Raw genomic sequence first — 25,107 nt, forward strand, 5'->3', positions numbered from 1 at the left:
ATAACATTACCCAGGCGTTCTGGCGTAGACGATTATTCGATTAATTCAGCGCCGTTAATGCGACTTTAACCACAATTTTTCGTATCTCAGAGGCTGTTTGCATAATACAACCTGGTCGGTGAACATCCTGCGGAAAGAAAATTGCGTAGCTGCCCGGTATCATTTCTATAAATGATTCATGTTCACTGTCGTGATAAAAAATAATATTGCGCTGCTCTAATAGTGATTCGCTGACTTTATTATTTCCCGTATCAATAGCAATGCCGATTTTCTCTTCGCCCCACGCCAGAAACTGAATATCGATATACCGACGATGCACTTCCGGACGGTTTACCACCGCTTCGCGTGTGGTTAAATCGATAATTTGCGTATAAATATTTTTGCCGTCGATTTCGACAACGCCCGGCTCCAGGGCGTTGAAATCGGTAGCGCGCAGAAAATCGAGCGCCTTTTCAATGGCGGCGGGCAAACGGCACGGATTGGGCTGCGCGATATGTCCAAAAATCATGACTTATCTCCTCATAACGCCTGGATTTTGGCCCACACGCTGTCATCAACAGTGATGCCGTTACGGCGGTTTTCGGCCAGCAGGGTAGTAAATTCATGGCCGGGTAAGCGAATGGCCTGATTTTCGTCAGCACGCTCGGCACTAGTAACGTAATCCATGATGCGTTGCAGCTTGGCATCGCGGGTGGGACCGTCGATAAGCTTGTCCACTTCAATGGCAATAAAAATTTGTGAAATGCCGTATTCGTCGCTGTTGTCCTGGGTGACTTCGGCAACGGATGCGCCGTCGGAAAGGAGAGTAGCGATCATATCCAGCACAATCGACATGCCAGAACCTTTCCAGTAGCCCATCGGCAAAATGCGGCGATTCTTCTCGATAACGCCAGGTTCTTTGGTCAAATTGCCCTCATCATCAAAGCCACCATCGACCGGGAGCTGACGACCTGCCAGACGGTTAACTTCTAACATGCCGTAAGAGAACATCGACATCGACATATCGACCATGGTGATCGGCGTGGAAGGAATGGCGACGATCAGCGGGTTAGTGCCTATGCGACACTCTTTTGCGCCCCACGGCGGCATTACGGCGATGGAGTTGGTCCAGCAAATGCCAATATAGCCTTTTTCCGCCGCCTGCCAGCCGTAGCTGCCGCCGCGCATCCAGTGGTTGGCATTACGTAGTGCCACCAGACCAATACCGTGATCGGCAGCCAGTTCAATGGCGCGATCCATCATCTTTTTCGCTGTCAGGTTACCGATCGAACGCTGGGCGTCCCACTGTTCAATTGCGCCGAGGCTGGTTATACGTTTGGGTTGGGCATCAGGAATGATATCGCCGTTTTCCAGTTGTTGAATGAAACGAGGGAAACGATTAACGCCGTGAGAATAAACGCCGGATTCGGTGGTGCGGGCGAACATCTCTGCACAGGCGTCAGCCGTTTCGCTGTCAACGCCGCGTGAAATTAAGACCCGATTAAAGGCTGCTTTTAACTGCTCAAATGTCACTTTCATCCCAGGCTTCCTTGTTTTTTTGATCGCTTTTTTGGCTTAAAATTTCAATATGCGAAACTTGATTTCAAATATATCGATCACTTTTTAACAAGGCAATCTGATTGATGAATTTCAAAAGACATAAAAATCAATTGGTTATAAATTATCTGTCGAGATCGTGAACTACGGCACACTTTGCGCTACCATCAGGACGCGACAAAATGGGGAAAGAAGTGATGGGAAAAAAAGAGAACGAGATGGCGCAGGAAAAAGAGCGTCCAGCCGGAAGCCAGAGTCTGTTTCGCGGGTTGATGCTGATTGAGATTTTGAGCAACTATCCAAACGGTTGTCCGTTGGCGCATCTTTCGGAGCTGGCTGGTTTAAATAAGAGTACCGTCCATCGCTTATTGCAGGGATTACAGTCCTGCGGCTATGTGACCACCGCGCCTGCCGCAGGGAGTTATCGCCTGACCACCAAATTTATTGCCGTCGGGCAGAAGGCGCTGTCTTCGCTGAATATCATTCATATCGCCGCTCCGCATCTTGAGGCACTGAACATCGCCACTGGTGAAACCATTAACTTCTCCAGCCGCGAAGACGATCACGCTATTTTGATTTATAAGCTGGAACCCACAACCGGGATGCTGCGAACCCGTGCCTATATTGGCCAGCATATGCCGCTCTACTGTTCCGCAATGGGCAAGATCTACATGGCGTTTGGTCACCCGGACTACGTGAAGTCATACTGGGAAAGCCATCAGCATGAGATCCAGCCGTTAACCCGCAATACCATTACCGAGCTGCCCGCGATGTTCGACGAACTGGCGCACATTCGTGAAAGCGGAGCGGCGATGGACAGAGAAGAAAACGAACTCGGCGTCTCCTGTATTGCTGTTCCGGTGTTTGATATTCATGGGCGGGTGCCGTACGCCGTGTCGATTTCGCTTTCGACATCACGTCTGAAACAGGTGGGAGAGAAAAATCTCCTGAAACCACTGCGTGAAACCGCGCAGGCTATTTCTAATGAACTGGGATTTACTGTCAGGGATGACCTGGGCGCGATCACATAACGCTTTGGACAAGTGCCAAAACTTTAACATTTCCTTCGTTGGATCAAAGCAGTAGGGACGCGCTCTCTGGCACTCTGCTGTTTTAGTGCAAAGGAGTGATCATGAACCGGTTTATTATTGCGGATGCGACGAAATGTATCGGTTGCCGTACCTGTGAAGTGGCTTGCGCAGTGTCGCATCATGAGAATCAGGATTGCGCTGCGTTGTCACCAGACGAGTTTATTTCCCGTATTCGTGTCATTAAAGACCACTGCTGGACCACGGCAGTAGCCTGTCATCAGTGTGAAGATGCACCGTGCGCGAATGTCTGCCCTGTTGACGCGATAAGCCGCGAACATGGGCATATTTTCGTTGAACAAACACGTTGCATTGGCTGTAAAAGCTGTATGCTGGCTTGCCCGTTTGGTGCGATGGAGGTCGTTTCTTCGCGCAAAAAGGCGAGGGCGATTAAGTGCGATCTGTGCTGGCATCGGGAGACGGGACCGGCCTGTGTTGAAGCCTGCCCGACAAAGGCGTTGCAGTGCATGGATGTCGAGAAAGTGCAGCGGCATCGGCTACGGCAGCAGCCTGTTTGAAACGTTTTCCGGCGTTTCTCAACGCCGGAACAGTGCGCTTTGTTTATGCCAGATGCGGCGTAAACGCCTTATCCGGCCTACAAATTCTTCCAAATTCAATATATTGCAGAAATCATGTAGGCCTGATAAGCGTAGCGCATCAGGCAATTTTTAGTGACTTTCAGCCCAGGCTCTTTCTATCTCTTCCGCCAGAATCTTCACCCCCGCCTCAATTTTCTCCGGCTCTGGTACGTAGTTCATGCGCATACATTGATGCGTATGCGGCCACGGTTTATCCAGCCCTGGGAAGAAGTTGTGCCCCGGCACCATCAGCACGCCGCGTGCTTTCAGGCGCTGATAGAGCTGCTTGGTCGTAATGGGCAAATCCTTAAACCATAGCCAGAGGAAAATGGCTCCTTCCGGTTTATGAATCAGGCAGCGATTTTCCGGTAAATAGCGGCGAATGATGGCGATAGTTTCCTGAACACGCTGGTAGTAAAACGGTTTGATGACTGTTTCAGACAGGCGCAGCAGATCGTTACGCTTAATCATTTCACACATCATCGCCGGACCAATACCGCCAGGTGCCAGGCTGATAATGCCGTTCATATTGGTGATGGCGGTGATGATTTTTTCATTGGCGATGATAATGCCGCAGCGGGAGCCAGGTAGACCCAGCTTGGAAAGACTCATGCACAGCACGATATTCGGATTCCATAGCGGGCGCGCTTCACTGAAGATGATACCCGGGAACGGGACGCCATAAGCGTTATCAATCACCAGCGGAATGCCGTGTTGATTCGCCAGCGCGTCAAGCTTCAGCAACTCTTCGTCAGTAATCACATTGCCTGTTGGATTCGTCGGCCGGGAGACGCAAATCATCCCGGTTTCTTCGCCAATATGCAGATGCTCAAAATCGACGTGGTATTTAAACTGGCCTTCCGGCAGCAGTTCAATATTCGGACGCGCAGAGACAAACAGATCTTCTTCCAGTCCGGCGTCAGCATAGCCAATGTATTCCGGTGCAAGCGGGAACAGCACTTTTTTGACCCGACCATCGGCACGGCGTCCGGCAAACAGGTTAAATAAGTAGAAAAACGCGCTCTGGCTGCCGTTTGTTAGTGCAATATTCTGTGGTTCGATATCCCAACCCAACTTCTCGCGCAGCATTCCGGCAAGCAGTGTGAGTAGCTCCGTTTTCCCCTGTGGACCGTCGTAGTTACACAGTGCATCAGTCGCTTTGCCACTTTCCAGCATGTCGGTCAGTAGCGTCTGGAAGTAGTCCTGCATTTCCGGGATCTGCGCCGGATTACCGCCGCCGAGCATAATCGCGCCAGGCGTGCGTAAACCGTCGTTCAGATCTTCCATCAACAGCGTAATGCCGGAGTGGCGGGTAAATTTGTCACCAAAAAGGGAGAATGTCATAGCGGGATATCTGTCGAACTCTGTAGCAAGGAAGGTAACAATAACGCTACATTTGCTGGGGTGCAAATCGGTCTGTTGAAGAGTGAGCGGTGCTTTATCCTGCAACGCTGATTAGGGCTGACATTTTATCCTGGTTGGCGGCTTCCCGAGGTACTGACGAACGGGAAGCCGGAAAAGTTACTGTTGCCCTGCCCAGACGACCAGCACTTTATCGTCGCCATGCTCACGAACAAAGCCGTAGCCCTGCTTCAGCAAAAGTGTCGTTTGTTTGCCCGCGCCAATTGCGGGATGGCGGGCGCGGAACTGGCTGATTTTCTGCCAGTGCGCGACGCTGGCGGCAGATTTACCGCTAACATCCTGCCAGTTCATATCCGAACGTGTACCTTGCAGCGGATCAGAACCTGTAGGACCGAACGGACGCGAGGATTCATCACCATAAAAGATTTGTACCGCGCCTGGCGCTAATAGTAATAACTCTGCTGCTTTGTCGCCCCCTTCACGGAACAGGCGGGTATCATGCGACGAGAGGTAGCTCAACACGTTGAAACCCTGCAATTTCTCCGCCATTTGCTGCCAGGTCGTATCCATCTGCGCCAGACAGTCGACTGCTTTCGCCGCCTGCTCCTGATAATCGAAATTGATCATCGCATCGAAGCCGTGGCGATAGTAGTCACTTTGCATCACGCCGTGGCCCCAGGCTTCACCGGTCATCCAGAAAGGTTTGTCATCTAATGCTTTGTCGGGGTTAGCTTTTTTCCATTCGCGAAGCGCGGCGCTGGCTTCGGTTTTCAGTTGCTGCCAGGCGGGCAACTCAACATGTTTGGCGGTATCGACCCGAAAACCATCAATCCCATAGTCGCGGACCCACTGACTTAACCAGTGGGTTAAGTAATCGCGCGGCGTATAGCCGTCAATGGCTTTGGCGTGGGTATCCATTTTGTTTTTATAGAACACCGGCAGACCAGAAGCGGTAGTTGATTCGGTTTTGATATCCGGCAAAAAGGCTAGCGACATAGTGAGATCGTCGAATCCAGGATTGTCGTAATCGCCGATATCCGTTCTGATCCAGTTTTTTCCCCACCATTTATCCCAGCCTGTTTTGTCGCTGAAATTAATGTAATCGTTAAAGCTATGCCAGGTTTGCCCGGCGGCAGGTTTCCAGTCGCTCCAGCGTTCACCCAGCGATTTTTTCACTTCGTCACCAGAAAGATATAACGCGCCAAACTGATACTCCTGCATATCCGCCAGCGTGGCATAGCCGGTGTGGTTCATCACGACATCAAAGAGAATACGAATACCGCGCTGATGTGCGCTATCAACCAGCGTCCGTAGATCGGCTTCGTTGCCCATATTGGCATCAAGATTCGTCCAGTCCTGTGTGTAATAACCGTGGTAGGCATAATGCGGGAAATCGCCTTTTGTACCGCCGCCGACCCAGCCGTGAATTTGCTCAAATGGGGCGCTTATCCATAAAGCATTAACGCCCAACTGCTGGAGGTAATCCAGTTTGTTGGTCAGGCCGCGTAAATCGCCGCCGTGAAAAGTGCCAATTTCCGCCATACCGTCTTTATGACGTCCGTAACTCTGGTCATTACTGGGATCGCCGTTTTCGAAACGATCTGTCAGCACAAAGTAAACCGTGGCGTTATGCCAGTCGAAAGGGGCGGATGTGTCAGTTTCTGCCCGTTCCAGCAGGAGTAAACCGTTGCTGGTGGCAGCGGGTTGTAACATTATTTGACCGTTCTTCACTATCGCAATTTGCTGGCTGTAATAATCCCGTACGGCGGCTCCTTCCGGGAAAGTGGCGCTGACATCCACTGTGAGCGGTAATCCATCCCATTTCGGGCATTCACGGACCAGGCTTGCTACCGGTTCGGCGGCGTTCTGGATGGAAATCATCAATGTTGGCGTACCGGAGCGGGTGTCTATTTGCAGCGTATATTCGCCGTCCCTGAACAATCGCCATTGAGGCGGCGTGTTGCTACAAGGTTGCAGGGAAAGCATCTGATTGAGTTTTATCGCATCCGCAGGCTGCCAGCACTGTTGGTCAAAATTTAGCGTTAGTGGACGCGTACCTTTGGGCAACTGCGCGTGGCTGACAAATGTTCCTGTCCCCTGTTCGCTAAAGGCGGGAAACCCCGGAGAAGTCCAGCTGGCGGCAACGGCGAAGCCAGGAAGGAGTGTCAGAAAACAGGCGGCGAGTTTCATGGCGGATGAGTCCTTATTGCTGCGATTTCAGACAGTTTGCCAGCGATAAGCCAAACAAAACTCATCCCTGAGCGGTAAGTCCACAGGATGAGAAGCAAGGGTGAGCGATCTCGCGCAAAAAACGGCTGAATTTTGCGATAACCCCCACATTTTCTGCGATTTAGCGCCAATCTGAATCGTTAACACGTGACATAGTTTCAGATTTGGACTATTCCTTGGGGTGCTCTTGACAGCTATTTTTGATATGATTTGAGATTCAACTCTCAAATTTGTGAAAAATATAAGGTGTTGGAATGATTAAATCCGACCAGGAGACCTGATGATTTTGACTCCCATACGACGATATGGGGCGATGATTCTTATGTTACTCACTCTGGTGTTTTCGAGTGAGGTGTTAGCGAAGACGCACACAACAACAGCGAGTCAAAAGTCCCACTTAACTAAAGCTAGTAATAAACAGGTAAGCAGTAAACAAGAGTATTCTCGCAATAGTGCAAAGAGTAGTTCACTTCCTGATTTGCGAAAATACCCTTCCGGAACACCAAGGAAAAAGGCGTTTCTCCGGACCGTAATGCCTTACATTACCAGCCAAAATGCGGCCATTACTGCGGAACGTAACTGGCTCATTTCAAAACAGTATCAGGGCCAATGGTCACCTGCTGAGCGTGCGCGTCTGAAAGACATCGCCAAACGCTACAAGGTGAAGTGGTCCGGTAATACGCGAAAAATCCCGTGGAATACCTTGCTTGAACGCGTAGACATTATCCCCACCAGTATGGTGGCGACGATGGCTGCAGCAGAAAGCGGTTGGGGAACGTCGAAGCTGGCGCGCAACAACAACAACCTGTTCGGCATGAAATGCATGAAAGGACGTTGTACCAATGCGCCAGGTAAAGTGAAAGGGTACTCACAGTTTAGTTCTGTCAAAGAATCGGTGAGCGCCTATGTCACTAACCTGAATACGCACCCGGCTTACTCTTCGTTCCGTAAATCGCGTGCGCAGCTGCGTAAAGCGGATCAGGAAGTGACTGCCACAGCGATGATTCACAAGCTGAAGGGCTACTCGACCAAAGGGAAGAGTTATAACAACTACCTGTTCGCAATGTACCAGGATAACCAACGGTTAATCGCGGCGCATATGTAATTGCATTTCCTTGAGCCTTATCCGACTTGTCAGTCGGATAAGGCTTTTTACTTTGTCTCAGGCAGTTGAGCTACGAGCCTGAAGCGTTGTTGGTGCGTTTTATCATGCCTGGCGGGTAGGTCGGATAAGGCGTTCACGCCGCATCCGACAACCACGCAGCGTTACCTGATGTGACGCCGACAATTCTCATCATCGCTACAACATGACCTCGCTATTTACATCGCGATACTCTTTTGGCGTCGTGTCATATGCTTTTTTAAAAACAGAGTAGAAATATTGCAGCGATGGATAACCGCACATTTGCGATATCTCATTGATCGACAAGGTGGTTGAAATCAGCAGACTGCGCGCTTTCTCCAGCTTCTCGGCATGAATCATGGCATGGATGGTTTCACCCACCTCTTCTTTAAAACGCTTCTCAAGATTGGAGCGCGAGATCCCGACCGCATCCAGTACCTGATCCACTTTAATCCCTTTACAGGCGTGATTACGAATGTAATGCATGGCCTGAATAACGGCGGGATCGGTCAGCGAGCGATAATCTGTTGAGCGCCGTTCAATGACGCGAACTGGTGGGACCAAAATTCGCTGTAGCGGCATTTCTTCTTTATCTAATAATCGATGCAACAGTTTTGCCGCCTGATAGCCCATTTGCCGCGCGCCCTGAGCGACCGAAGAAAGGGCGACACGCGACAGATAGCGGGTCAGTTCTTCGTTATCGATGCCAATCACGCATAATTTTTCCGGTACGGGAATATGTAGATGTTCACATACTTGCAGAATATGCCGCGCTCGGGCGTCAGTAACGGCAATAATCCCGGTTTGCGGTGGTAGCGTTTGTAGCCAGTCTGCCAGCCGATTTTGCGCGTGTTGCCAGTTCTCTGGCGCGGTTTCTAACCCCTGATAAACCACTCCGCGATACTTTTCTTCGGCGACAAGCTGACGAAATGCATATTCGCGCTCAGTGGCCCAACGTTTGCCGCTTGATTCCGGAAGACCATAAAAAGCAAAGCGGTTAACGCCTTTCTCTTTTAAATGCAAAAATGCGCTTTCAACCAGCGCATAGTTATCGGTGGCAATGTAATGAACGGGTGGGTAACTTTCTGCAAGGTGATACGAGCCGCCAACCCCAACAATGGGGACGTCGACATCAGCCAGCGCTTGCTCGATCTGTTTGTCGTCGAAGTCGGCAATGACGCCATCTCCTAACCAGTCCTTGATTTTATCAATGCGGGCGCGGAAATCTTCTTCAATGAAAATATCCCATTCCGATTGTGACGCCTGTAAATATTCCCCTACGCCTTCTACTACCTGCCGGTCATAGGCTTTATTGGCATTGAACAGTAATGTGATGCGGTGACGTTTAGTAAACATGGTTCTTTTCCTGCTGAATCATGCAAAAACTCAAAACCGGTAATACGTAACCGGCTTTGAGAAAATTTTTATCAAAATCAAGAACGGCGTTTGGTTGCGGAGTCCATCCATACTGCCAGCAACAGAATCGCACCTTTAACGATATACTGCCAGAAGGTCGGTACATCCATCATACTCATGCCGTTATCCAGTGAAGCCATGATAAATGCCCCCATTACTGCTCCGGCAACGCTTCCCACACCGCCAGCCAGGCTGGTGCCGCCAATCACGCATGCTGCAATTGCGTCCAGTTCGGCGATATTTCCCGCAGAAGGTGAACCAGCGCCAAGTCGAGAACTAAGGATTAATCCGGCGATGGCTACCATTAATCCGTTAATCGCGAACACGGCAAGTTTGGTGCGTTCAACGTTAATCCCGGAGAGACGTGCTGCTTCCAGATTGCCGCCGATGGCATAAATGCGTCGTCCAAATGCCGTCCGCGTTGCCATAAACATTCCGCCGAGTAACAGCAACGTCAGCAGCAGAACAGGAGTGGGAACGCCACGGTAATCATTCAACAGCCAGATTGCGCCTAATACGATGATAGCGGTTAAAGCCTGGCGACCGACTACTGCGGTAGAGGCCGGAGACTGTAAACCCAAAGCCTGACGGCGCATTCTTCCGCGCCATTGCCAACCAACAAAAGCCATTAAGCCAAGCGCGCCAATGATGAAGCCGGTACTGGCGGGGAGATAGCTTTGCCCAATTTGTGACATCGCGGCGCTGGTGGGGGATACAGTCGTGCCGTTGGTGATGCCAATGAGTATGCCGCGAAATGCCAACATGCCCGCGAGGGTGACAATAAATGAAGGGACTTTACGGTACGCGACCCACCATCCGTTCCAGGCACCGAGAAGCAGTCCCAGAACCAGCGTCACAATGATGGTAAGTGGCAAAGGCCAGCCTAACCAGACGTCACAAATCGCCGCGACGCCACCTAACAGCCCCATCATTGAGCCGACGGAAAGGTCGATTTCAGCAGAAATTATGACGAACACCATTCCTACCGCGAGGATGCCGGTAATCGCGGTCTGGCGTAACAGGTTGGAGACGTTACGGGCGCTTAAGTAGGCACCATCGGTGGTCCAGGTAAAGAACAGCATGATTGCGATGATAGCTGCAATCATCACGAAGACCTGCAAATTCAGTGATTTCAGCCCGGAGAAGCCACCGGATGTCGGTACGGCCAATTTCACTTCAGACGGATTGCTTTTCGACATGATGTTCGCTCCTCAATGCGGCTTCCATCACCTGCTCCTGAGTCAGGTTATGATTTATCAGGTTGGCTTTTAGTTTCCCTTCATGCATCACCAGTACACGATCGCTAAGGCCGAGCACTTCAGGTAATTCGGAAGAGATGACAATAACGGCAATACCCTGCTGGACGAGTTGGTTAATTAATTTGTAGATCTCGTATTTCGCGCCAATATCGATACCCCTGGTGGGTTCATCAAGAATGAGAATGCGCGGGTTAAGTAACAGACAGCGAGCGAGGATCGCTTTTTGCTGATTGCCGCCGCTCAAACGTCCAATAGCAAGGTCGGGGGACGACGTTTTAACTTTGAGTTGCTGGATTGATTCCAGAATACATTTTTGCTCTGCCGCGTCATCAAGCTGGCTAATGCCACCGGTAAATTTATTGAGTGCGGCGAGGGTAATATTTTTACCAACCGCCATTACCGGAACGATGCCGTCGCGCTTTCTGTCTTCGGGGACCATCGCAATCCCCTGGGCGATGGCTTGCTGACAGTTACGAATATCTACCTGTTTGCCATCAATATAAATTTTTCCTTCCCATTGTCCGGGCCACACACCAAACAGGCACTGAATGGTCTCGGTACGTCCGGCACCAACGAGTCCGGCAATACCCAATATTTCGCCACGTTTCAGGGAAAACGAGACATCATTAACTCGTTTAATATGACGATTAACCGGATGCCATGCCGTCAGATGTTCAATACGTAATATTTCATCTCCGGTGGTATGTGGTTCATTAGGGTAAAGCGCGGTTAACTCTCGCCCGACCATCATGGTGATAATATCGTCTTCACTCATTCCGGCAGCATCACGCGTACCAATGTGCTGTCCGTCGCGAATAACGCAAATCGTATCGGAAATCGCTTTGACTTCGTTGAGTTTGTGCGAAATATAAATACAGGCGATACCGTGCTGTTGTAGATCGCGAATAATATCCAGTAAAATCGACGTTTCCTGCTCAGTTAATGAGGCTGTCGGTTCATCGAGAATTAACAAGCGCACCTGTTTATTAAGTGCCTTGGCAATTTCAACCAGTTGTTGTTGCCCAAGCCCTAAATCGCCAACGCGGGTATCAGGTGAAATGGATAAACTGACCTGTGCGAGCAGCTTCTGACAGCGTAGCGTCATCAGGTCATAATCCATAATGCCATTGTGGGTTATTTCGTTACCCAGGAAGATATTTTCCAGCACGGTCAATTCTTTCACCAGGGCCAATTCCTGATGAATGATGGCGATACCTTTGCGTTCGGTATCGCGGATGTGACTCGCCTGAATCTCTTCTCCCGCAAAAATAATTTCGCCTTCGTAGGAGCCATGGGGATAAATACCACACAGCACTTTCATCAGCGTTGATTTACCAGACCCATTTTCCCCACAAAGTGAGACGATTTCGCCAGCATTCAACCGCAAGCAGACGTTATCAATCGCCTTCACACTGCCGAAGGTTTTGGTAATGTTCTTCATTTCAAGTAGATAAGGCATAACGACTCCACCTAAGCCAATTCATTCACGCGGCATGGAGAGAAATCACGCCCCCGCTCCGCGCTGGGGCGTAACGCTTACAGCTCGCTCTCTTTGTGGAATCCGTCTTTAATTACCGTATCTTTGATGTTGTTTTTATTCACATCGATCGGTGTCAGGAGGCGGGAGGGGACATCTTTCAGGCCATTATTCAGTGTGGTATCTGCTTTTGGTTCCTGACCATTGCCCAACTCAACGGCAATTTCTGCGGCAGTATTTGCCAACAACGTAATAGGTTTATACACCGTCATAGTTTGCGTACCGGCAGCAATACGTTTAATACCTGCGAGATCCGCATCCTGGCCGGAGATTGCTACTTTCCCTGATAAACCTTGCGCGCTTAATGCCTGAATTGCCCCACCTGCGGTGGCATCGTTTGAGGCAACTACAGCATCAATTTTGTTATTATTGGCGGTTAGCGCGTTTTCCATAATTTTCAATGCGTTTTCCGGTAACCAGCCATCAACCCATTGGTCACCAACGACTTTAATTTTTCCGGAATCAACGTAAGGTTTTAACACTTTCATTTGTCCGGCGCGGAACAGCTTGGCGTTGTTATCTACCGGCGAGCCGCCCATCAGGAAGTAATTACCTTGCGGAACAATATCGACCAGGGCTTTTGCCTGCAGTTCACCGACTTTTTCGTTATCGAAAGAAATATAAAAATCGATATCCGCATCGTTAATCATACGGTCGTAAGCTAATACTTTAATGCCTTCTTGTTTGGCTTCTTTTACAACGTTACTTAATACCTGACCGTTATACGGAATAATGACAAGAACATCGACACCCCGGTTTATCATGTTTTCAATCTGCGACATTTGTGTTTCTTCATTGCCATTTGCAGACTGTACAAATACTTTCGCGCCGAGAGATTCTGCCTTTTTCACAAAGATATCTCGATCTTTTTGCCAGCGTTCAAGACGGAGATCATCAATCGCCATACCTATTTTGACTTCTTTGGCGTGTGCAGCAACGTTGGTAAGCAGGAGTGAGGTGCAAAGGGTGAGTAGAATGTTCTTTATTTTCATGGTGTAGGGCCTTCTGTAGTTAGAGGACAGTTTTAATAAGTAACAATCACCGCGATAAACGTAACCAATTTTTAGCAACTAAACAGGGGAAAACAATTACAGATTTTTATCTTTCGATTACGATTTTTGGTTTATTTCTTGATTTATGACCGAGATCTTACTTTTGTTGCGCAATTGTACTTATTGCATTTTTCTCTTCGAGGAATTACCCAGTTTCATCATTCCATTTTATTTTGCGAGCGAGCGCACACTTGTGAATTATCTCAATAGCAGTGTGAAATAACATAATTGAGCAACTGAAAGGGAGTGCCCAATATTACGACATCATCCATCACCCGCGGCATTACCTGATTATGGAGTTCAATATGCAAGCCTATTTTGACCAGCTCGATCGCGTTCGTTATGAAGGCTCAAAATCCTCAAACCCGTTAGCATTCCGTCACTACAATCCCGACGAACTGGTGTTGGGTAAGCGTATGGAAGAGCACTTGCGTTTTGCCGCCTGCTACTGGCACACCTTCTGCTGGAACGGGGCGGATATGTTTGGTGTGGGGGCGTTTAATCGTCCGTGGCAGCAGCCTGGTGAGGCACTGGCGTTGGCGAAGCGTAAAGCAGATGTCGCATTTGAGTTTTTCCACAAGTTACATGTGCCATTTTATTGCTTCCACGATGTGGATGTTTCCCCTGAGGGCGCGTCGTTAAAAGAGTACATCAATAATTTTGCGCAAATGGTTGATGTCCTGGCAGGCAAGCAAGAAGAGAGCGGCGTGAAGCTGCTGTGGGGAACGGCCAACTGCTTTACAAACCATCGCTACGGCGCGGGTGCGGCGACGAACCCAGATCCTGAAGTCTTCAGCTGGGCGGCAACGCAAGTTGTTACAGCGATGGAAGCAACCCATAAATTGGGCGGTGAAAACTATGTCCTGTGGGGCGGTCGTGAAGGTTACGAAACGCTGTTAAATACCGACTTGCGTCAGGAGCGTGAACAACTGGGCCGCTTTATGCAGATGGTGGTTGAGCATAAACATAAAATCGGTTTCCAGGGCACGTTGCTTATCGAACCGAAACCGCAAGAACCGACCAAACATCAATATGATTACGATGCCGCGACGGTCTATGGCTTCCTGAAACAGTTTGGTCTGGAAAAAGAGATTAAACTGAACATTGAAGCTAACCACGCGACGCTGGCAGGTCACTCTTTCCATCATGAAATAGCCACCGCCATTGCGCTTGGCCTGTTCGGTTCTGTCGACGCCAACCGTGGCGATGCGCAACTGGGCTGGGACACCGACCAGTTCCCGAACAGTGTGGAAGAGAATGCGCTGGTGATGTATGAAATTCTCAAAGCAGGCGGTTTCACCACCGGTGGTCTGAACTTCGATGCCAAAGTACGTCGTCAAAGTACTGATAAATATGATCTGTTTTACGGTCATATCGGCGCGATGGATACGATGGCACTGGCGCTGAAAATTGCAGCGCGCATGATTGAAGATGGCGAGCTGGATAAACGCATCGCGCAGCGTTATTCCGGCTGGAATAGCGAATTGGGCCAGCAAATCCTGAAAGGCCAAATGTCACTGGCAGATTTAGCCAAATATGCTCAGGAACATCATTTGTCTCCGGTGCATCAGAGTGGTCGCCAGGAACAACTGGAAAATCTGGTAAACCATTATCTGTTCGACAAATAACGGCTAACTGTGCAGTCCGTTGGCCCGGTTATCGGTAGCGATACCGGGCATTTTTTTAAGGAACGATCGATATGTATATCGGGATAGATCTTGGCACCTCGGGCGTAAAAGTTATTTTGCTCAACGAGCAGGGTGAGGTGGTTGCTGCGCAAACGGAAAAGCTGACCGTTTCGCGCCCGCATCCACTCTGGTCGGAACAAGACCCGGAACAGTGGTGGCAGGCAACTGATCGCGCAATGAAAGCTCTGGGCGATCAGCATTCTCTGCAGGACGTTAAAGCATTGGGTATTGCCGGCCAGATGCACGGAGCAACCTTGCTGGATGCTCAGCAACGGGTGTTACGCCCTGCCATTTTGTGGAACGACGGGCGCTGTGCGCAAGAGTGCACTTTGCTGGAAGCGCGAGTTCCGCAATCGCGGGTGATTACCGGCAACCTGATGATGCCCGGATTTACTGCGCCTAAATTGCTATGGGTTCAGCGGCATGAGCCGGAGATATTCCGTCAAATCGACAAAGTATTATTACCGAAAGATTACTTGCGTCTGCGTATGACGGGGGAGTTTGCCAGCGATATGTCTGACGCAGCTGGCACCATGTGGCTGGATGTCGCAAAGCGTGACTGGAGTGACGTCATGCTGCAGGCTTGCGACTTATCTCGTGACCAGATGCCCGCATTATACGAAGGCAGCGAAATTACTGGTGCTTTGTTACCTGAAGTTGCGAAAGCGTGGGGTATGGCGACGGTGCCAGTTGTCGCAGGCGGTGGCGACAATGCAGCTGGTGCAGTTGGTGTGGGAATGGTTGATGCTAATCAGGCAATGTTATCGCTGGGGACGTCGGGGGTCTATTTTGCTGTCAGCGAAGGGTTCTTAAGCAAGCCAGAAAGCGCCGTACATAGCTTTTGCCATGCGCTACCGCAACGTTGGCATTTAATGTCTGTGATGCTGAGTGCAGCGTCGTGTCTGGATTGGGCCGCGAAATTAACCGGCCTGAGCAATGTCCCAGCTTTAATCGCTGCAGCTCAACAGGCTGATGAAAGTGCCGAGCCAGTTTGGTTTCTGCCTTATCTTTCCGGCGAGCGTACGCCACACAATAATCCCCAGGCGAAGGGGGTTTTCTTTGGTTTGACTCATCAACATGGCCCCAATGAACTGGCGCGAGCAGTGCTGGAAGGCGTGGGTTATGCGCTGGCAGATGGCATGGATGTCGTGCATGCCTGCGGTATTAAACCGCAAAGTGTTACGTTGATTGGGGGCGGGGCGCGTAGTGAGTACTGGCGTCAGATGCTGGCGGATATCAGCGGTCAGCAGCTCGATTACCGTACGGGGGGGGATGTGGGGCCAGCACTGGGCGCAGCAAGGCTGGCGCAGATCGCGGCGAATCCAGAGAAATCGCTCATTGAATTGTTGCCGCAACTACCGTTAGAACAGTCGCATCTACCAGATGCGCAGCGTTATGCCGCTTATCAGCCACGACGAGAAACGTTCCGTCGCCTCTATCAGCAACTTCTGCCATTAATGGCGTAAACGTTATCCCCTGCCTGACCGGGTGGGGGATAATTCACATCTATATATCTCAGTAATTAATTAATATTTAGTATGAATTTATTCTGAAAATCATTTGTTAATGGCATTTTTCAGTTTTGTCTTTCGTTGGTTACTCGTAATGTATCGCTGGTAGATATGGAGATCGTTATGAAAACCTCAAAGACTGTGGCAAAACTATTATTTGTTGTCGGGGCGCTGGTTTATCTGGTTGGGCTATGGATCTCATGCCCATTGTTAAGTGGAAAAGGCTATTTTCTTGGCGTGTTAATGACAGCAACTTTTGGCAACTATGCATATCTTCGCGCAGAAAAACTCGGGCAACTGGATGATTTTTTTACCCATATCTGCCAGTTAGTTGCGTTAATCACTATCGGTCTCTTGTTTATCGGTGTTTTAAACGCACCTATCAATACTTATGAAATGGTGATCTATCCCATCGCCTTTTTTGTCTGCTTGTTTGGTCAAATGCGTTTGTTTCGCTCGGCATGAGCAACATAAAGCTCTTACATATTCAGGAATGAAAGGAATACTGTGATGGACAACAAAATATCAACCTATTCACCGGCCTTTAGTATTGTGTCATGGATAGCTCTCGTTGGTGGTATCGTTACCTATCTGTTAGGGCTATGGAATGCAGAGATGCAGTTAAATGAAAAAGGATATTATTTTGCCGTACTGGTATTAGGACTGTTTTCTGCGGCGTCTTATCAAAAGACCGTTCGGGACAAGTATGAAGGCATACCGACCACTTCCATTTATTATATGACCTGCCTGACTGTCTTTATTATCTCTGTTGCATTACTGATGGTAGGTCTGTGGAATGCGACATTATTACTCAGCGAAAAAGGTTTTTATGGACTGGCTTTCTTCTTAAGCTTGTTTGGTGCAGTAGCGGTGCAGAAAAATATTCGTGATGCCGGAATAAACCCACCAAAAGAAACACAGGTTACCCAGGAAGAATACAGCGAATAACTCACGTAAGCCCGGTCAGTCCAATGTGACCGGGCTTTTACTTAACTCACTAATCTGTTTCTGTCGATTCGTTGTACCAGCATAGAAAGTAACAAACTCGCTGCCAACGTCGCGCAAAAGATCCAAATAATATCCAGTATTGGCCAATTTTTAAGCTCAATTCCCCGGGTGCGCAGCGCATGGATAATCAAGGCGTGGAATCCGTATATACCCAATGAATGGCGGGAGATTAAGCCAAGTCCGCGAATGGTACGCGTATCCAGCGTGTTTTTAACCAGAGTCAATAGCGCGATTGCGCAGATAAAAACCATCGGCCCACAGTAAAGATACCAGGTATCGGCAAAATTTCCGCGCCACTGCAATTCATATAATGTCCCGCGAGAGATAATAAAAACCCCCGTCGCAAACAGCGCGGCGCTCACCCACGACAGTGCTTTATGCTGTGTGTCCATCATCCCTATAGCGCGGCCCAACATGCCATACAGAATGTAGTAAAAAGTATCGCCATTGATATATAAGTTAATTGGCAGCCATTCAAAACCGTCAATTTTCTGCGGCACTGTGTTTGGGTTAGCGATAATGCCAATCACCGCCATTAGCACCAGCAACATTTTTCCGCCGACGTTCTTCACCTGAATCAGCGGTGAAACCAGATAAATCACCGCAATCGCGAAGAAAAACCACAAGTGGTAAAACACTGGCTTTTGCAGCAGGTTTTTCAGCGCTAACTCCATATTGATGGAGGTAAACAGCGCAATGTAGAGCAGTGCGATTGCGCTATAAAAAATCAGACATAAGCCGATACGCAAGAAATGGCGCGGCTGGGCGCTGCGTTCGCCAAAAAAGAGATAGCCGGAAATCATGAAAAATAGCGGCACGCTGACACGAGAGGCAGAATTCAGAACATTGGCGATATCCCATGTGACGGGGCTAACACTATGAGCATTGGTCACATACCAGGTAGTGGTGTGAATCATCACCACCATTAAACACGCTATCCCTCGCAGGTTATCAATCCAGTAAATTTTGGGCTGCATCTGTGTCTCTGTATCTGGTTAAAAAAAGTCTGACCGATAAATCATTTGGTTGGCGCACTGGAATAATCTGAGTTTTATCACTACAGCTTATAGAGGCTTAAGGAAATTCGTAAGATATCAGCCACTATACCGATATAAATAATAAGACTCACCTGCAAACCAGACGGTAATTTAATGATGATGAACGCTTTCTTTCCGGCAATGGCGCTTATGGTGCTAGTGGGTTGTTCTATACCGTCACCCGTGCAGAAAGCACAACGGGTAAAGGTTGATCCTCTGCGTTCGTTGAATATGGAAGCGTTATGCAAGGATCAGGCGGCAAAACGTTATAACACCGGCGAGCAAAAAATCGACGTCACCGCCTTCGAACAGTTCCAGGGAAGCTATGAAATGCGCGGTTATACCTTCCGTAAAGAGCAGTTTGTCTGTTCTTTTGACGCGGATGGCCATTTTTTGCATCTTTCCATGCGTTAAGCCCTGCTTTTTCCCGTTTCGTACTGTATATCTTCCATCCAGCGGGTATACTGATCCCTTCCTTTAAATCCACACGTATCCAGCACGAAATAATATGCAAAAGTTTGATACCAGGACCTTCCAGGGCTTGATCCTGACCTTACAGGATTACTGGGCTCGCCAGGGCTGCACCATTGTTCAACCATTGGACATGGAAGTCGGCGCGGGAACCTCTCACCCAATGACCTGTCTGCGCGCGCTGGGGCCAGAACCGATGGCGGCTGCTTATGTTCAGCCTTCTCGTCGCCCGACCGATGGTCGCTACGGCGAAAACCCCAACCGTTTACAGCACTACTATCAGTTCCAGGTGGTCATTAAGCCATCGCCGGACAATATTCAGGAGCTGTACCTCGGTTCTCTGAAAGAGCTGGGCATGGACCCGACTATTCACGACATCCGTTTCGTGGAAGATAACTGGGAAAACCCGACGCTGGGTGCCTGGGGACTGGGCTGGGAAGTGTGGCTGAACGGCATGGAAGTGACGCAGTTCACTTACTTCCAGCAGGTTGGTGGTCTGGAGTGTAAACCGGTTACCGGCGAGATCACCTACGGTCTGGAACGTCTGGCCATGTACATTCAGGGCGTAGACAGCGTTTACGACCTGGTCTGGAGCGACGGCCCGCTGGGTAAAACCACCTACGGCGACGTGTTCCATCAGAACGAAGTGGAGCAGTCCACTTACAACTTCGAATACGCGGATGTGGACTTCCTGTTCACCTGCTTCGAGCAGTACGAGAAAGAAGCGCAGCAGCTGCTGGCGCTGGAAAATCCGCTGCCGCTGCCAGCCTACGAGTGTATTCTGAAAGCCGCCCACAGCTTCAACCTGCTGGATGCGCGTAAAGCCATCTCCGTCACCGAGCGTCAGCGCTACATTCTGCGCATTCGCACCCTGACCAAAGCAGTGGCAGAAGCATACTACGCTTCCCGTGAAGCCCTCGGCTTCCCGATGTGCAACAAAGATAAGTAAGAGGCGGCTATGTCTGAGAAAACTTTTCTGGTGGAAATCGGCACTGAAGAGCTGCCACCAAAAGCACTGCGCAGCCTGGCTGAGTCCTTTGCTGCGAACTTTACTGCGGAGCTGGATAACGCTGGCCTCGCACACGGCACCGTTCAATGGTTTGCTGCTCCGCGTCGTCTGGCGCTGAAAGTAGCTAACCTGGCGGAAGCGCAACCGGATCGTGAAATCGAAAAACGCGGCCCGGCGATTGCCCAGGCGTTCGACGCTGAAGGCAAACCGAGCAAAGCGGCAGAAGGTTGGGCGCGTGGTTGCGGTATTACCGTTGACCAGGCTGAGCGTCTGACTACCGATAAAGGCGAATGGCTGCTGTATCGCGCCCATGTGAAGGGCGAAAGCACCGAAGCACTGCTGCCGAATATGGTTGCGACTTCTCTGGCGAAACTGCCGATCCCGAAACTGATGCGTTGGGGCGCAAGCGACGTGCACTTCGTGCGTCCGGTGCACACCGTGACCCTGCTGCTGGGCGACAAAGTCATTCCGGCAACCATTCTGGGCATTCAGTCCGATCGCGTGATTCGCGGCCACCGCTTTATGGGCGAGCCGGAATTCACCATCGATAACGCCGATCAGTATCCGGAAATTCTGCGTGAGCGTGGGAAAGTCATCGCCGATTACGAAGAACGTAAGGCGAAGATTAAAGCCGATGCCGAAGAAGCAGCGCGTAAGATTGGCGGTAACGCTGACTTAAGCGAAAGCCTGCTGGAAGAAGTGGCTTCGCTGGTGGAGTGGCCGGTCGTTCTGACCGCAAAATTCGAAGAGAAATTCCTCGCGGTGCCGGCTGAAGCGCTGGTTTACACCATGAAAGGTGACCAGAAATACTTCCCGGTGTATGCGAACGACGGCAAACTGCTGCCGAACTTTATCTTCGTTGCCAACATCGAATCGAAAGATCCGCAGCAGATTATCTCCGGTAACGAGAAAGTCGTTCGTCCGCGTCTGGCGGATGCCGAGTTCTTCTTCAACACCGACCGTAAAAAACGTCTTGAAGATAACCTGCCGCGCCTGCAAACCGTGTTGTTCCAGCAACAGTTGGGGACGCTGCGCGACAAAACTGACCGCATCCAGGCGCTGGCTGGCTGGATTGCTGAACAGATTGGCGCTGACGTTAACCACGCTACCCGTGCGGGTCTGCTGTCTAAGTGCGACCTGATGACCAACATGGTCTTCGAGTTCACCGACACCCAGGGCGTTATGGGGATGCACTATGCGCGTCACGATGGCGAAGCGGAAGATGTCGCGGTGGCGCTGAATGAGCAGTATCAGCCGCGTTTTGCTGGTGATGACCTGCCGTCCAACCCAGTAGCTTGTGCGCTGGCGATTGCTGACAAGATGGATACCCTGGCGGGTATCTTCGGTATCGGTCAGCATCCGAAAGGCGACAAAGACCCGTTTGCGCTGCGTCGTGCCGCGCTTGGCGTGCTGCGAATTATCGTTGAGAAGAACCTCAACCTTGATCTGCAAACGCTGACCGAAGAAGCGGTGCGTCTGTATGGCGATAAGCTGACTAATGCCAACGTAGTTGATGATGTTATCGACTTTATGCTCGGTCGCTTCCGCGCCTGGTATCAGGACGAAGGTTATACCGTTGACACCATCCAGGCGGTACTGGCGCGTCGTCCGACTCGTCCGGCTGATTTCGATGCCCGTATGAAAGCGGTATCGCATTTCCGTACCCTGGATGCAGCTGCTGCACTGGCGGCGGCGAACAAACGTGTATCTAACATTCTGGCGAAATCTGACGAAGTGCTGAGCGACCGCGTGAATGCCTCTACCCTGAAAGAGCCGGAAGAAATTAAACTGGCGATGCAGGTTGTGGTGCTACGTGACAAGCTGGAGCCGTACTTTACGGAAGGTCGTTACCAGGATGCGCTGGTCGAACTGGCTGAGCTGCGTGAACCGGTTGATGCTTTCTTCGATAAAGTGATGGTCATGGTTGATGACAAAGAATTGCGTATCAACCGTCTGACCATGCTGGAGAAACTGCGCGAACTGTTCCTGCGCGTTGCGGATATTTCGCTGTTGCAATAATAACGCCGTTATTAAATAGCCTGCCATCTGGCAGGCTTTTTTTATCGCTAAATAATACAGCAACCTTTAATAATCTTCTGCTGAATAAAGATTATCTCATATATTAATTTTATGAGATTTTTTTAGGATTATATCAAGGAGAAGAAACAAACTTATTAAGCTAGAATAGCCACGGGTGCTTGAGACTGTTTGTCTCAGGTATTCACCGAAAGGCAGACAGAGAAAAGCCCCACCTGACTATAAATCAAAGTTTGTACTGACCCCAAAAAGTTGGACAGTTAAACACGAGGCATATAGGTCTGATTCCGATATTCAATTGGAGTCAGACCTTTTAATTTCAGGCTAATTCTTCTGCTGTTGTAGTATTCAATATATTCCGTAACAGCATCCTTCAGTTCGCTTATATTACTGAACTCATCAAGATAAAAACACTCCGACTTTAAGGTTCCAAAGAAACACTCCACCACAGCATTATCCAGACAATTGCCTTTTCTGGACATGCTTTGTTTAATACCATGTTCTTTAAGGATATTTTGATATCTTCTCATACGATACTGCCATCCCTGGTCAGAGTGCAGAACAGGATGCTCGTGAGGATTAAGCTTTTTGAATGCCTGATCGAGCATATTCTCAACCATGTTCATCACTGGTCTTTCCGAAAGGCTGTAAGAAATAACTTCGTTGTTGAAGAGATCTATTACTGGAGACAAATACAGCTTGCGCCCATTGACTGCAAATTCAGTAACATCGGTAACCCACTTCTCGTTTGGCCGCGTAGCCTTGAAATCTCTTTGGAGAACATTAGGGGCGGTTTGCCCTACCTCTCCTCTGTAAGAGCGGTATCGCTTGACCTTAATCGCTGCTTTAAGTGAGAGGGTTCCCATCAGGCGCTGAACAGCTTTATGGTTAATCTGTTTCCCTTCTCGATGAAGAGACAGCGTTACCCTACGGTATCCGTATCGGCCTCTATTCTCGTGATAAATCTCACTAATACGCTTTTTAACGTCCGCATACTTGTCAGGCTTGCTGAGAGCCTTTAGATGATAATAAAACGTACTGCGCGGTATCTCCGCAGCCCTGAGAAGCTCATCAAGAGGATAAAACTGCCTTAGCTCGTTGAGTACTTTCACTTTTTCGTGGGATGAGCTAAGGCTTTCAGCTTTTTTAGATACATAAGCCGCGTTTCAAGAAATCGAACTTGCCTTTCAAGATCCTCAATGCGTCGGTCTTTTGACAGCTCCAATGCTGATGCCGCTTTTTCTGGATCAACTGATATTGCAATGTTTCTTTTGGTGCCAATCTTGAGCGCGCGTAAACCAGCTTCTCCGCGCTCTTCATAGACCTTCAGCCACCTGGCTACAGAACCACTACCAGCAAGCATAAAGTGAGCAGCAGCCTGATTAAGGGACATGTGCTGCTCGATCACAGCTTTCACGACCTTAATACGCAACTCTGGATCAGCACTAACGCCTTTAGGTTTGGGAATTAAACCTTTTTCTCCATGTTTTTCATAGAGGGCAACCCATGTCCTGACCTGGGTTCGGGGGACACCAAAACGTGCCGAGATGATCCTGTAACCATCATCAGTTGTGAAGTAGTGATTCACGACTTCAAGGCGCTTTTCAAAAGGGTATTTTGGCTTTGACATATTAGGGGCTATTCCATTTCATCGTCCAACAAAATGGGTGCAGTACATACTCGTTGGAAATCAACACAGGAGGCTGGGAATGCCGCAGAAATATAGATTACTTTCTTTAATAGTGATTTGTTTCACGCTTTTATTTTTCACCTGGATGATAAGAGATTCACTGTGTGAATTGCATATTAAACAGGAGAGTTATGAGCTGGCGGCGTTTTTAGCCTGCAAATTGAAAGAGTAAGAGTCTTCGGCGGGAAATTATTCCCGCCTTACTTACGGCGTTGCGCATTCTCATTGCACCCAAATTTATTCTTCACAAAAATAATAATAGATTTTATTACGCGATCGATTATTTATTTCCTGAAAACAAATAAAAAAATCCCCGCCAAATGGCAGGGATCTTAGATTCTGTGCTTTTAAGCAGAGATTACAGGCTGGTTACGTTACCAGCTGCCGGGCCTTTAGCGCCGCTTTCGATGGTGAAGGACACTTTCTGACCTTCGTCCAGAGATTTGTAACCATCGTTCTGGATAGCAGAGAAGTGTACGAACACATCTTTAGAGCCATCGTCAGGAGTGATGAAGCCGAAGCCTTTGTCAGCGTTGAACCATTTTACGATACCAGTCATTTTACCGGACATAGTGTATTACCTTTAATAATTAAGTGTGCCTTTCGGCGATATGGCGTGCTTTACAGATTTTGAAGCGTTAAAGGAATGTGCACTACGAGGGGTATCAACGATAACTCTTGAAGGGACTTGCCTTACTACACTGCTTTAATGGTCTGTACGTCAAACCGTTGATGTGCATTAAGCCACGAATTGGCGGGTGATGCAACAATTATTTTTCATATTTATGATTAATCGGTTGGAAAACGGTCCTGTCATCAGGACCGTAAACAGCAATAAAGTGGATAAAAGTCTATTCCATCAACTGCTTACTTAATGCCGGGTTGGCTTGAATCAAACGCATCAATTTTAGTTCGGCACTTGAAGGCTTCACGCGTCTGGATTCCCATTCCTTTACCATGGCGACTGATACGCCCAAAACCCGGGCGAAATCATCGATTTTTAATCCTGTCCCTTTTCGTAACTGCTCAATTTCGGTACAGGACGTTGTTCTGTGCGTCAGGGTAATTTTCTGCGTTTCATCTTTAAAAACAATCTGTTCCAGGCTGCTCAACAGCTCATGCATTGGATCTTTATATTCCATTGAAAACTCCTCAAATCACACTGCGGGATCGTGAATTGCATCGAAGCTCATTAAGAATAGTCGGGAAAAGCAGACACAGCGGGGTGAAGTCAGGGCATGCTCTGGCTATGATTCGATTCAGCCTGTCATTTAGCGTGACTTATAGCCACCTAACGATCTGATAAATGCCGATATATCTCTTACCACTCCTGTATTGTAAAGATTTCGAAAATCTAACCTTCTGCGAAGGCGTAAATCTCTGGCTACAAAAAAGGCAACGGCACTATCATTTTTTAACAATGAAACAACAAATTAACCTTGTTTCATTTTCTCCATGATTTTACCAGGAAGATTA

24 protein-coding genes are annotated in these 25,107 nt (G+C 49.1%); 11 read left to right on the forward strand and 13 right to left on the reverse strand.

Going from position 1 to position 25,107, the window contains the following annotated elements:
- Positions 1–40: 40 nt before the first annotated feature.
- Together KXD89_RS00670 and yiaK are read right to left on the reverse strand one after the other, a co-directional pair.
- Positions 41–508, reverse strand: coding sequence for a YhcH/YjgK/YiaL family protein (locus KXD89_RS00670; RefSeq protein WP_000576079.1), 468 nt, complete (start codon positions 506–508; stop codon positions 41–43).
- Between the two features lie 11 nt (positions 509–519).
- Positions 520–1,518: a 3-dehydro-L-gulonate 2-dehydrogenase gene (gene yiaK, locus KXD89_RS00675; protein ID WP_000869037.1), complete on the reverse strand. Its 999-nt coding sequence runs from the start codon at positions 1,516–1,518 to the stop codon at positions 520–522.
- Positions 1,519–1,718: 200 nt separating this feature from the next.
- Here yiaK and yiaJ point away from each other — a divergent pair, with 200 nt between their 5' ends.
- Together yiaJ and KXD89_RS00685 are read left to right on the forward strand one after the other, a co-directional pair.
- Positions 1,719–2,567: an IclR family transcriptional regulator YiaJ gene (gene yiaJ / locus KXD89_RS00680; protein ID WP_000514240.1), complete on the forward strand. Its 849-nt coding sequence runs from the start codon at positions 1,719–1,721 to the stop codon at positions 2,565–2,567.
- A 101-nt stretch (positions 2,568–2,668) separates the two neighbouring features.
- The gene (locus KXD89_RS00685) at positions 2,669–3,142 is read left to right on the forward strand and encodes a 4Fe-4S dicluster domain-containing protein (RefSeq protein WP_001300918.1); all 474 of its coding nucleotides are present in this window, start codon (positions 2,669–2,671) and stop codon (positions 3,140–3,142) included.
- Positions 3,143–3,292: 150 nt separating this feature from the next.
- Here the strand turns inward: KXD89_RS00685 and avtA are convergent, their stop codons facing one another.
- Both avtA and malS read right to left on the reverse strand, forming a co-directional pair.
- Entirely contained in the window at positions 3,293–4,546 is a 1,254-nt protein-coding gene (gene avtA, locus KXD89_RS00690) for a valine--pyruvate transaminase (protein WP_000144363.1), read from the reverse strand.
- 177 nt (positions 4,547–4,723) lie between these two features.
- On the reverse strand, positions 4,724–6,754 hold the full coding sequence (gene malS / locus KXD89_RS00695) for an alpha-amylase (RefSeq protein WP_000761225.1): 2,031 nt from the start codon (positions 6,752–6,754) through the stop codon (positions 4,724–4,726).
- Between the two features lie 319 nt (positions 6,755–7,073).
- Here malS and KXD89_RS00700 point away from each other — a divergent pair, with 319 nt between their 5' ends.
- On the forward strand, positions 7,074–7,898 hold the full coding sequence (locus tag KXD89_RS00700; protein WP_001297957.1) for a protein bax: 825 nt from the start codon (positions 7,074–7,076) through the stop codon (positions 7,896–7,898).
- Between the two features lie 195 nt (positions 7,899–8,093).
- Here KXD89_RS00700 and xylR read toward each other — a convergent pair whose 3' ends face one another.
- The 4 genes from xylR to xylF all read right to left on the reverse strand — a co-directional run bounded on the left by xylR (position 8,094) and on the right by xylF (position 13,120).
- Complete coding sequence (gene xylR, locus KXD89_RS00705) at positions 8,094–9,272, reverse strand: D-xylose utilization transcriptional activator XylR (protein ID WP_000494484.1); 1,179 nt, start codon at positions 9,270–9,272, stop codon at positions 8,094–8,096.
- 77 nt (positions 9,273–9,349) lie between these two features.
- A complete protein-coding gene (gene xylH, locus KXD89_RS00710; RefSeq protein ID WP_000045978.1) occupies positions 9,350–10,531 on the reverse strand; it encodes a xylose ABC transporter permease XylH in 1,182 nt (393 codons plus the stop codon).
- A complete protein-coding gene (gene xylG / locus KXD89_RS00715; RefSeq protein ID WP_001146473.1) occupies positions 10,509–12,050 on the reverse strand; it encodes a D-xylose ABC transporter ATP-binding protein in 1,542 nt (513 codons plus the stop codon). The genes xylH and xylG overlap by 23 nt, the downstream gene beginning before the upstream one ends.
- 77 nt (positions 12,051–12,127) lie before the next feature.
- Positions 12,128–13,120, reverse strand: coding sequence for a D-xylose ABC transporter substrate-binding protein (xylF, locus tag KXD89_RS00720; protein ID WP_000694881.1), 993 nt, complete (start codon positions 13,118–13,120; stop codon positions 12,128–12,130).
- A 365-nt stretch (positions 13,121–13,485) separates the two neighbouring features.
- Here xylF and xylA point away from each other — a divergent pair, with 365 nt between their 5' ends.
- The 4 genes from xylA (at position 13,486) to yiaA (ending at position 17,327) form a co-directional block, all read left to right on the forward strand.
- Positions 13,486–14,808, forward strand: coding sequence for a xylose isomerase (gene xylA / locus KXD89_RS00725; protein WP_072647356.1), 1,323 nt, complete (start codon positions 13,486–13,488; stop codon positions 14,806–14,808).
- A 71-nt stretch (positions 14,809–14,879) separates the two neighbouring features.
- Complete coding sequence (gene xylB, locus KXD89_RS00730; protein ID WP_000275334.1) at positions 14,880–16,334, forward strand: xylulokinase; 1,455 nt, start codon at positions 14,880–14,882, stop codon at positions 16,332–16,334.
- 168 nt (positions 16,335–16,502) lie between these two features.
- On the forward strand, positions 16,503–16,844 hold the full coding sequence (yiaB, locus tag KXD89_RS00735; RefSeq protein ID WP_001295228.1) for an inner membrane protein YiaB: 342 nt from the start codon (positions 16,503–16,505) through the stop codon (positions 16,842–16,844).
- Positions 16,845–16,889: 45 nt separating this feature from the next.
- Complete coding sequence (gene yiaA / locus KXD89_RS00740; RefSeq protein WP_001296808.1) at positions 16,890–17,327, forward strand: inner membrane protein YiaA; 438 nt, start codon at positions 16,890–16,892, stop codon at positions 17,325–17,327.
- Between the two features lie 41 nt (positions 17,328–17,368).
- Here the strand turns inward: yiaA and wecH are convergent, their stop codons facing one another.
- Entirely contained in the window at positions 17,369–18,364 is a 996-nt protein-coding gene (gene wecH, locus KXD89_RS00745) for an O-acetyltransferase WecH (RefSeq protein ID WP_001182650.1), read from the reverse strand.
- A 174-nt stretch (positions 18,365–18,538) separates the two neighbouring features.
- Between wecH and KXD89_RS00750 the strand changes: the two genes are divergently transcribed.
- The 3 genes from KXD89_RS00750 to glyS all read left to right on the forward strand — a co-directional run bounded on the left by KXD89_RS00750 (position 18,539) and on the right by glyS (position 21,923).
- Positions 18,539–18,838: a YsaB family lipoprotein gene (locus KXD89_RS00750; protein ID WP_000980107.1), complete on the forward strand. Its 300-nt coding sequence runs from the start codon at positions 18,539–18,541 to the stop codon at positions 18,836–18,838.
- A 94-nt stretch (positions 18,839–18,932) separates the two neighbouring features.
- Positions 18,933–19,844: a glycine--tRNA ligase subunit alpha gene (gene glyQ, locus KXD89_RS00755; RefSeq protein ID WP_072647355.1), complete on the forward strand. Its 912-nt coding sequence runs from the start codon at positions 18,933–18,935 to the stop codon at positions 19,842–19,844.
- 9 nt (positions 19,845–19,853) lie between these two features.
- Entirely contained in the window at positions 19,854–21,923 is a 2,070-nt protein-coding gene (gene glyS, locus KXD89_RS00760; RefSeq protein ID WP_001291772.1) for a glycine--tRNA ligase subunit beta, read from the forward strand.
- A 278-nt stretch (positions 21,924–22,201) separates the two neighbouring features.
- Here glyS and KXD89_RS00765 read toward each other — a convergent pair.
- A protein-coding gene (locus KXD89_RS00765; protein ID WP_085947770.1) for an IS3-like element IS150 family transposase occupies positions 22,202–23,571 on the reverse strand; the annotation gives its coding sequence in 2 pieces (ribosomal slippage) (positions 22,202–23,091 and positions 23,091–23,571; 1,371 coding nt in all).
- A gap of 79 nt (positions 23,572–23,650) precedes the next feature.
- Here KXD89_RS00765 and hokA point away from each other — a divergent pair.
- Positions 23,651–23,803: a type I toxin-antitoxin system toxin HokA gene (gene hokA, locus KXD89_RS00770; protein ID WP_001135732.1), complete on the forward strand. Its 153-nt coding sequence runs from the start codon at positions 23,651–23,653 to the stop codon at positions 23,801–23,803.
- On the opposite strand, the gene ysaE is transcribed toward hokA, so the two are convergent.
- From ysaE to KXD89_RS00785, 3 genes are all read right to left on the reverse strand, one after another.
- Positions 23,780–23,851 (reverse strand): protein YsaE, encoded by a 72-nt coding sequence (gene ysaE, locus KXD89_RS00775; protein ID WP_211180513.1) that lies wholly within the window; start codon positions 23,849–23,851, stop codon positions 23,780–23,782. The genes hokA and ysaE overlap by 24 nt on opposite strands.
- 138 nt (positions 23,852–23,989) lie before the next feature.
- Complete coding sequence (gene cspA, locus KXD89_RS00780; protein ID WP_000014594.1) at positions 23,990–24,202, reverse strand: RNA chaperone/antiterminator CspA; 213 nt, start codon at positions 24,200–24,202, stop codon at positions 23,990–23,992.
- A 280-nt stretch (positions 24,203–24,482) separates the two neighbouring features.
- A complete protein-coding gene (locus KXD89_RS00785) occupies positions 24,483–24,773 on the reverse strand; it encodes an HTH-type transcriptional regulator (protein WP_000455798.1) in 291 nt (96 codons plus the stop codon).
- Positions 24,774–25,107 lie beyond the last annotated feature (334 nt).

Origin of the sequence: Escherichia sp. TC-EC600-tetX4 (genome assembly GCF_019356055.1) — a bacterium.
Taxonomy (GTDB): Bacteria; Pseudomonadota; Gammaproteobacteria; order Enterobacterales; family Enterobacteriaceae.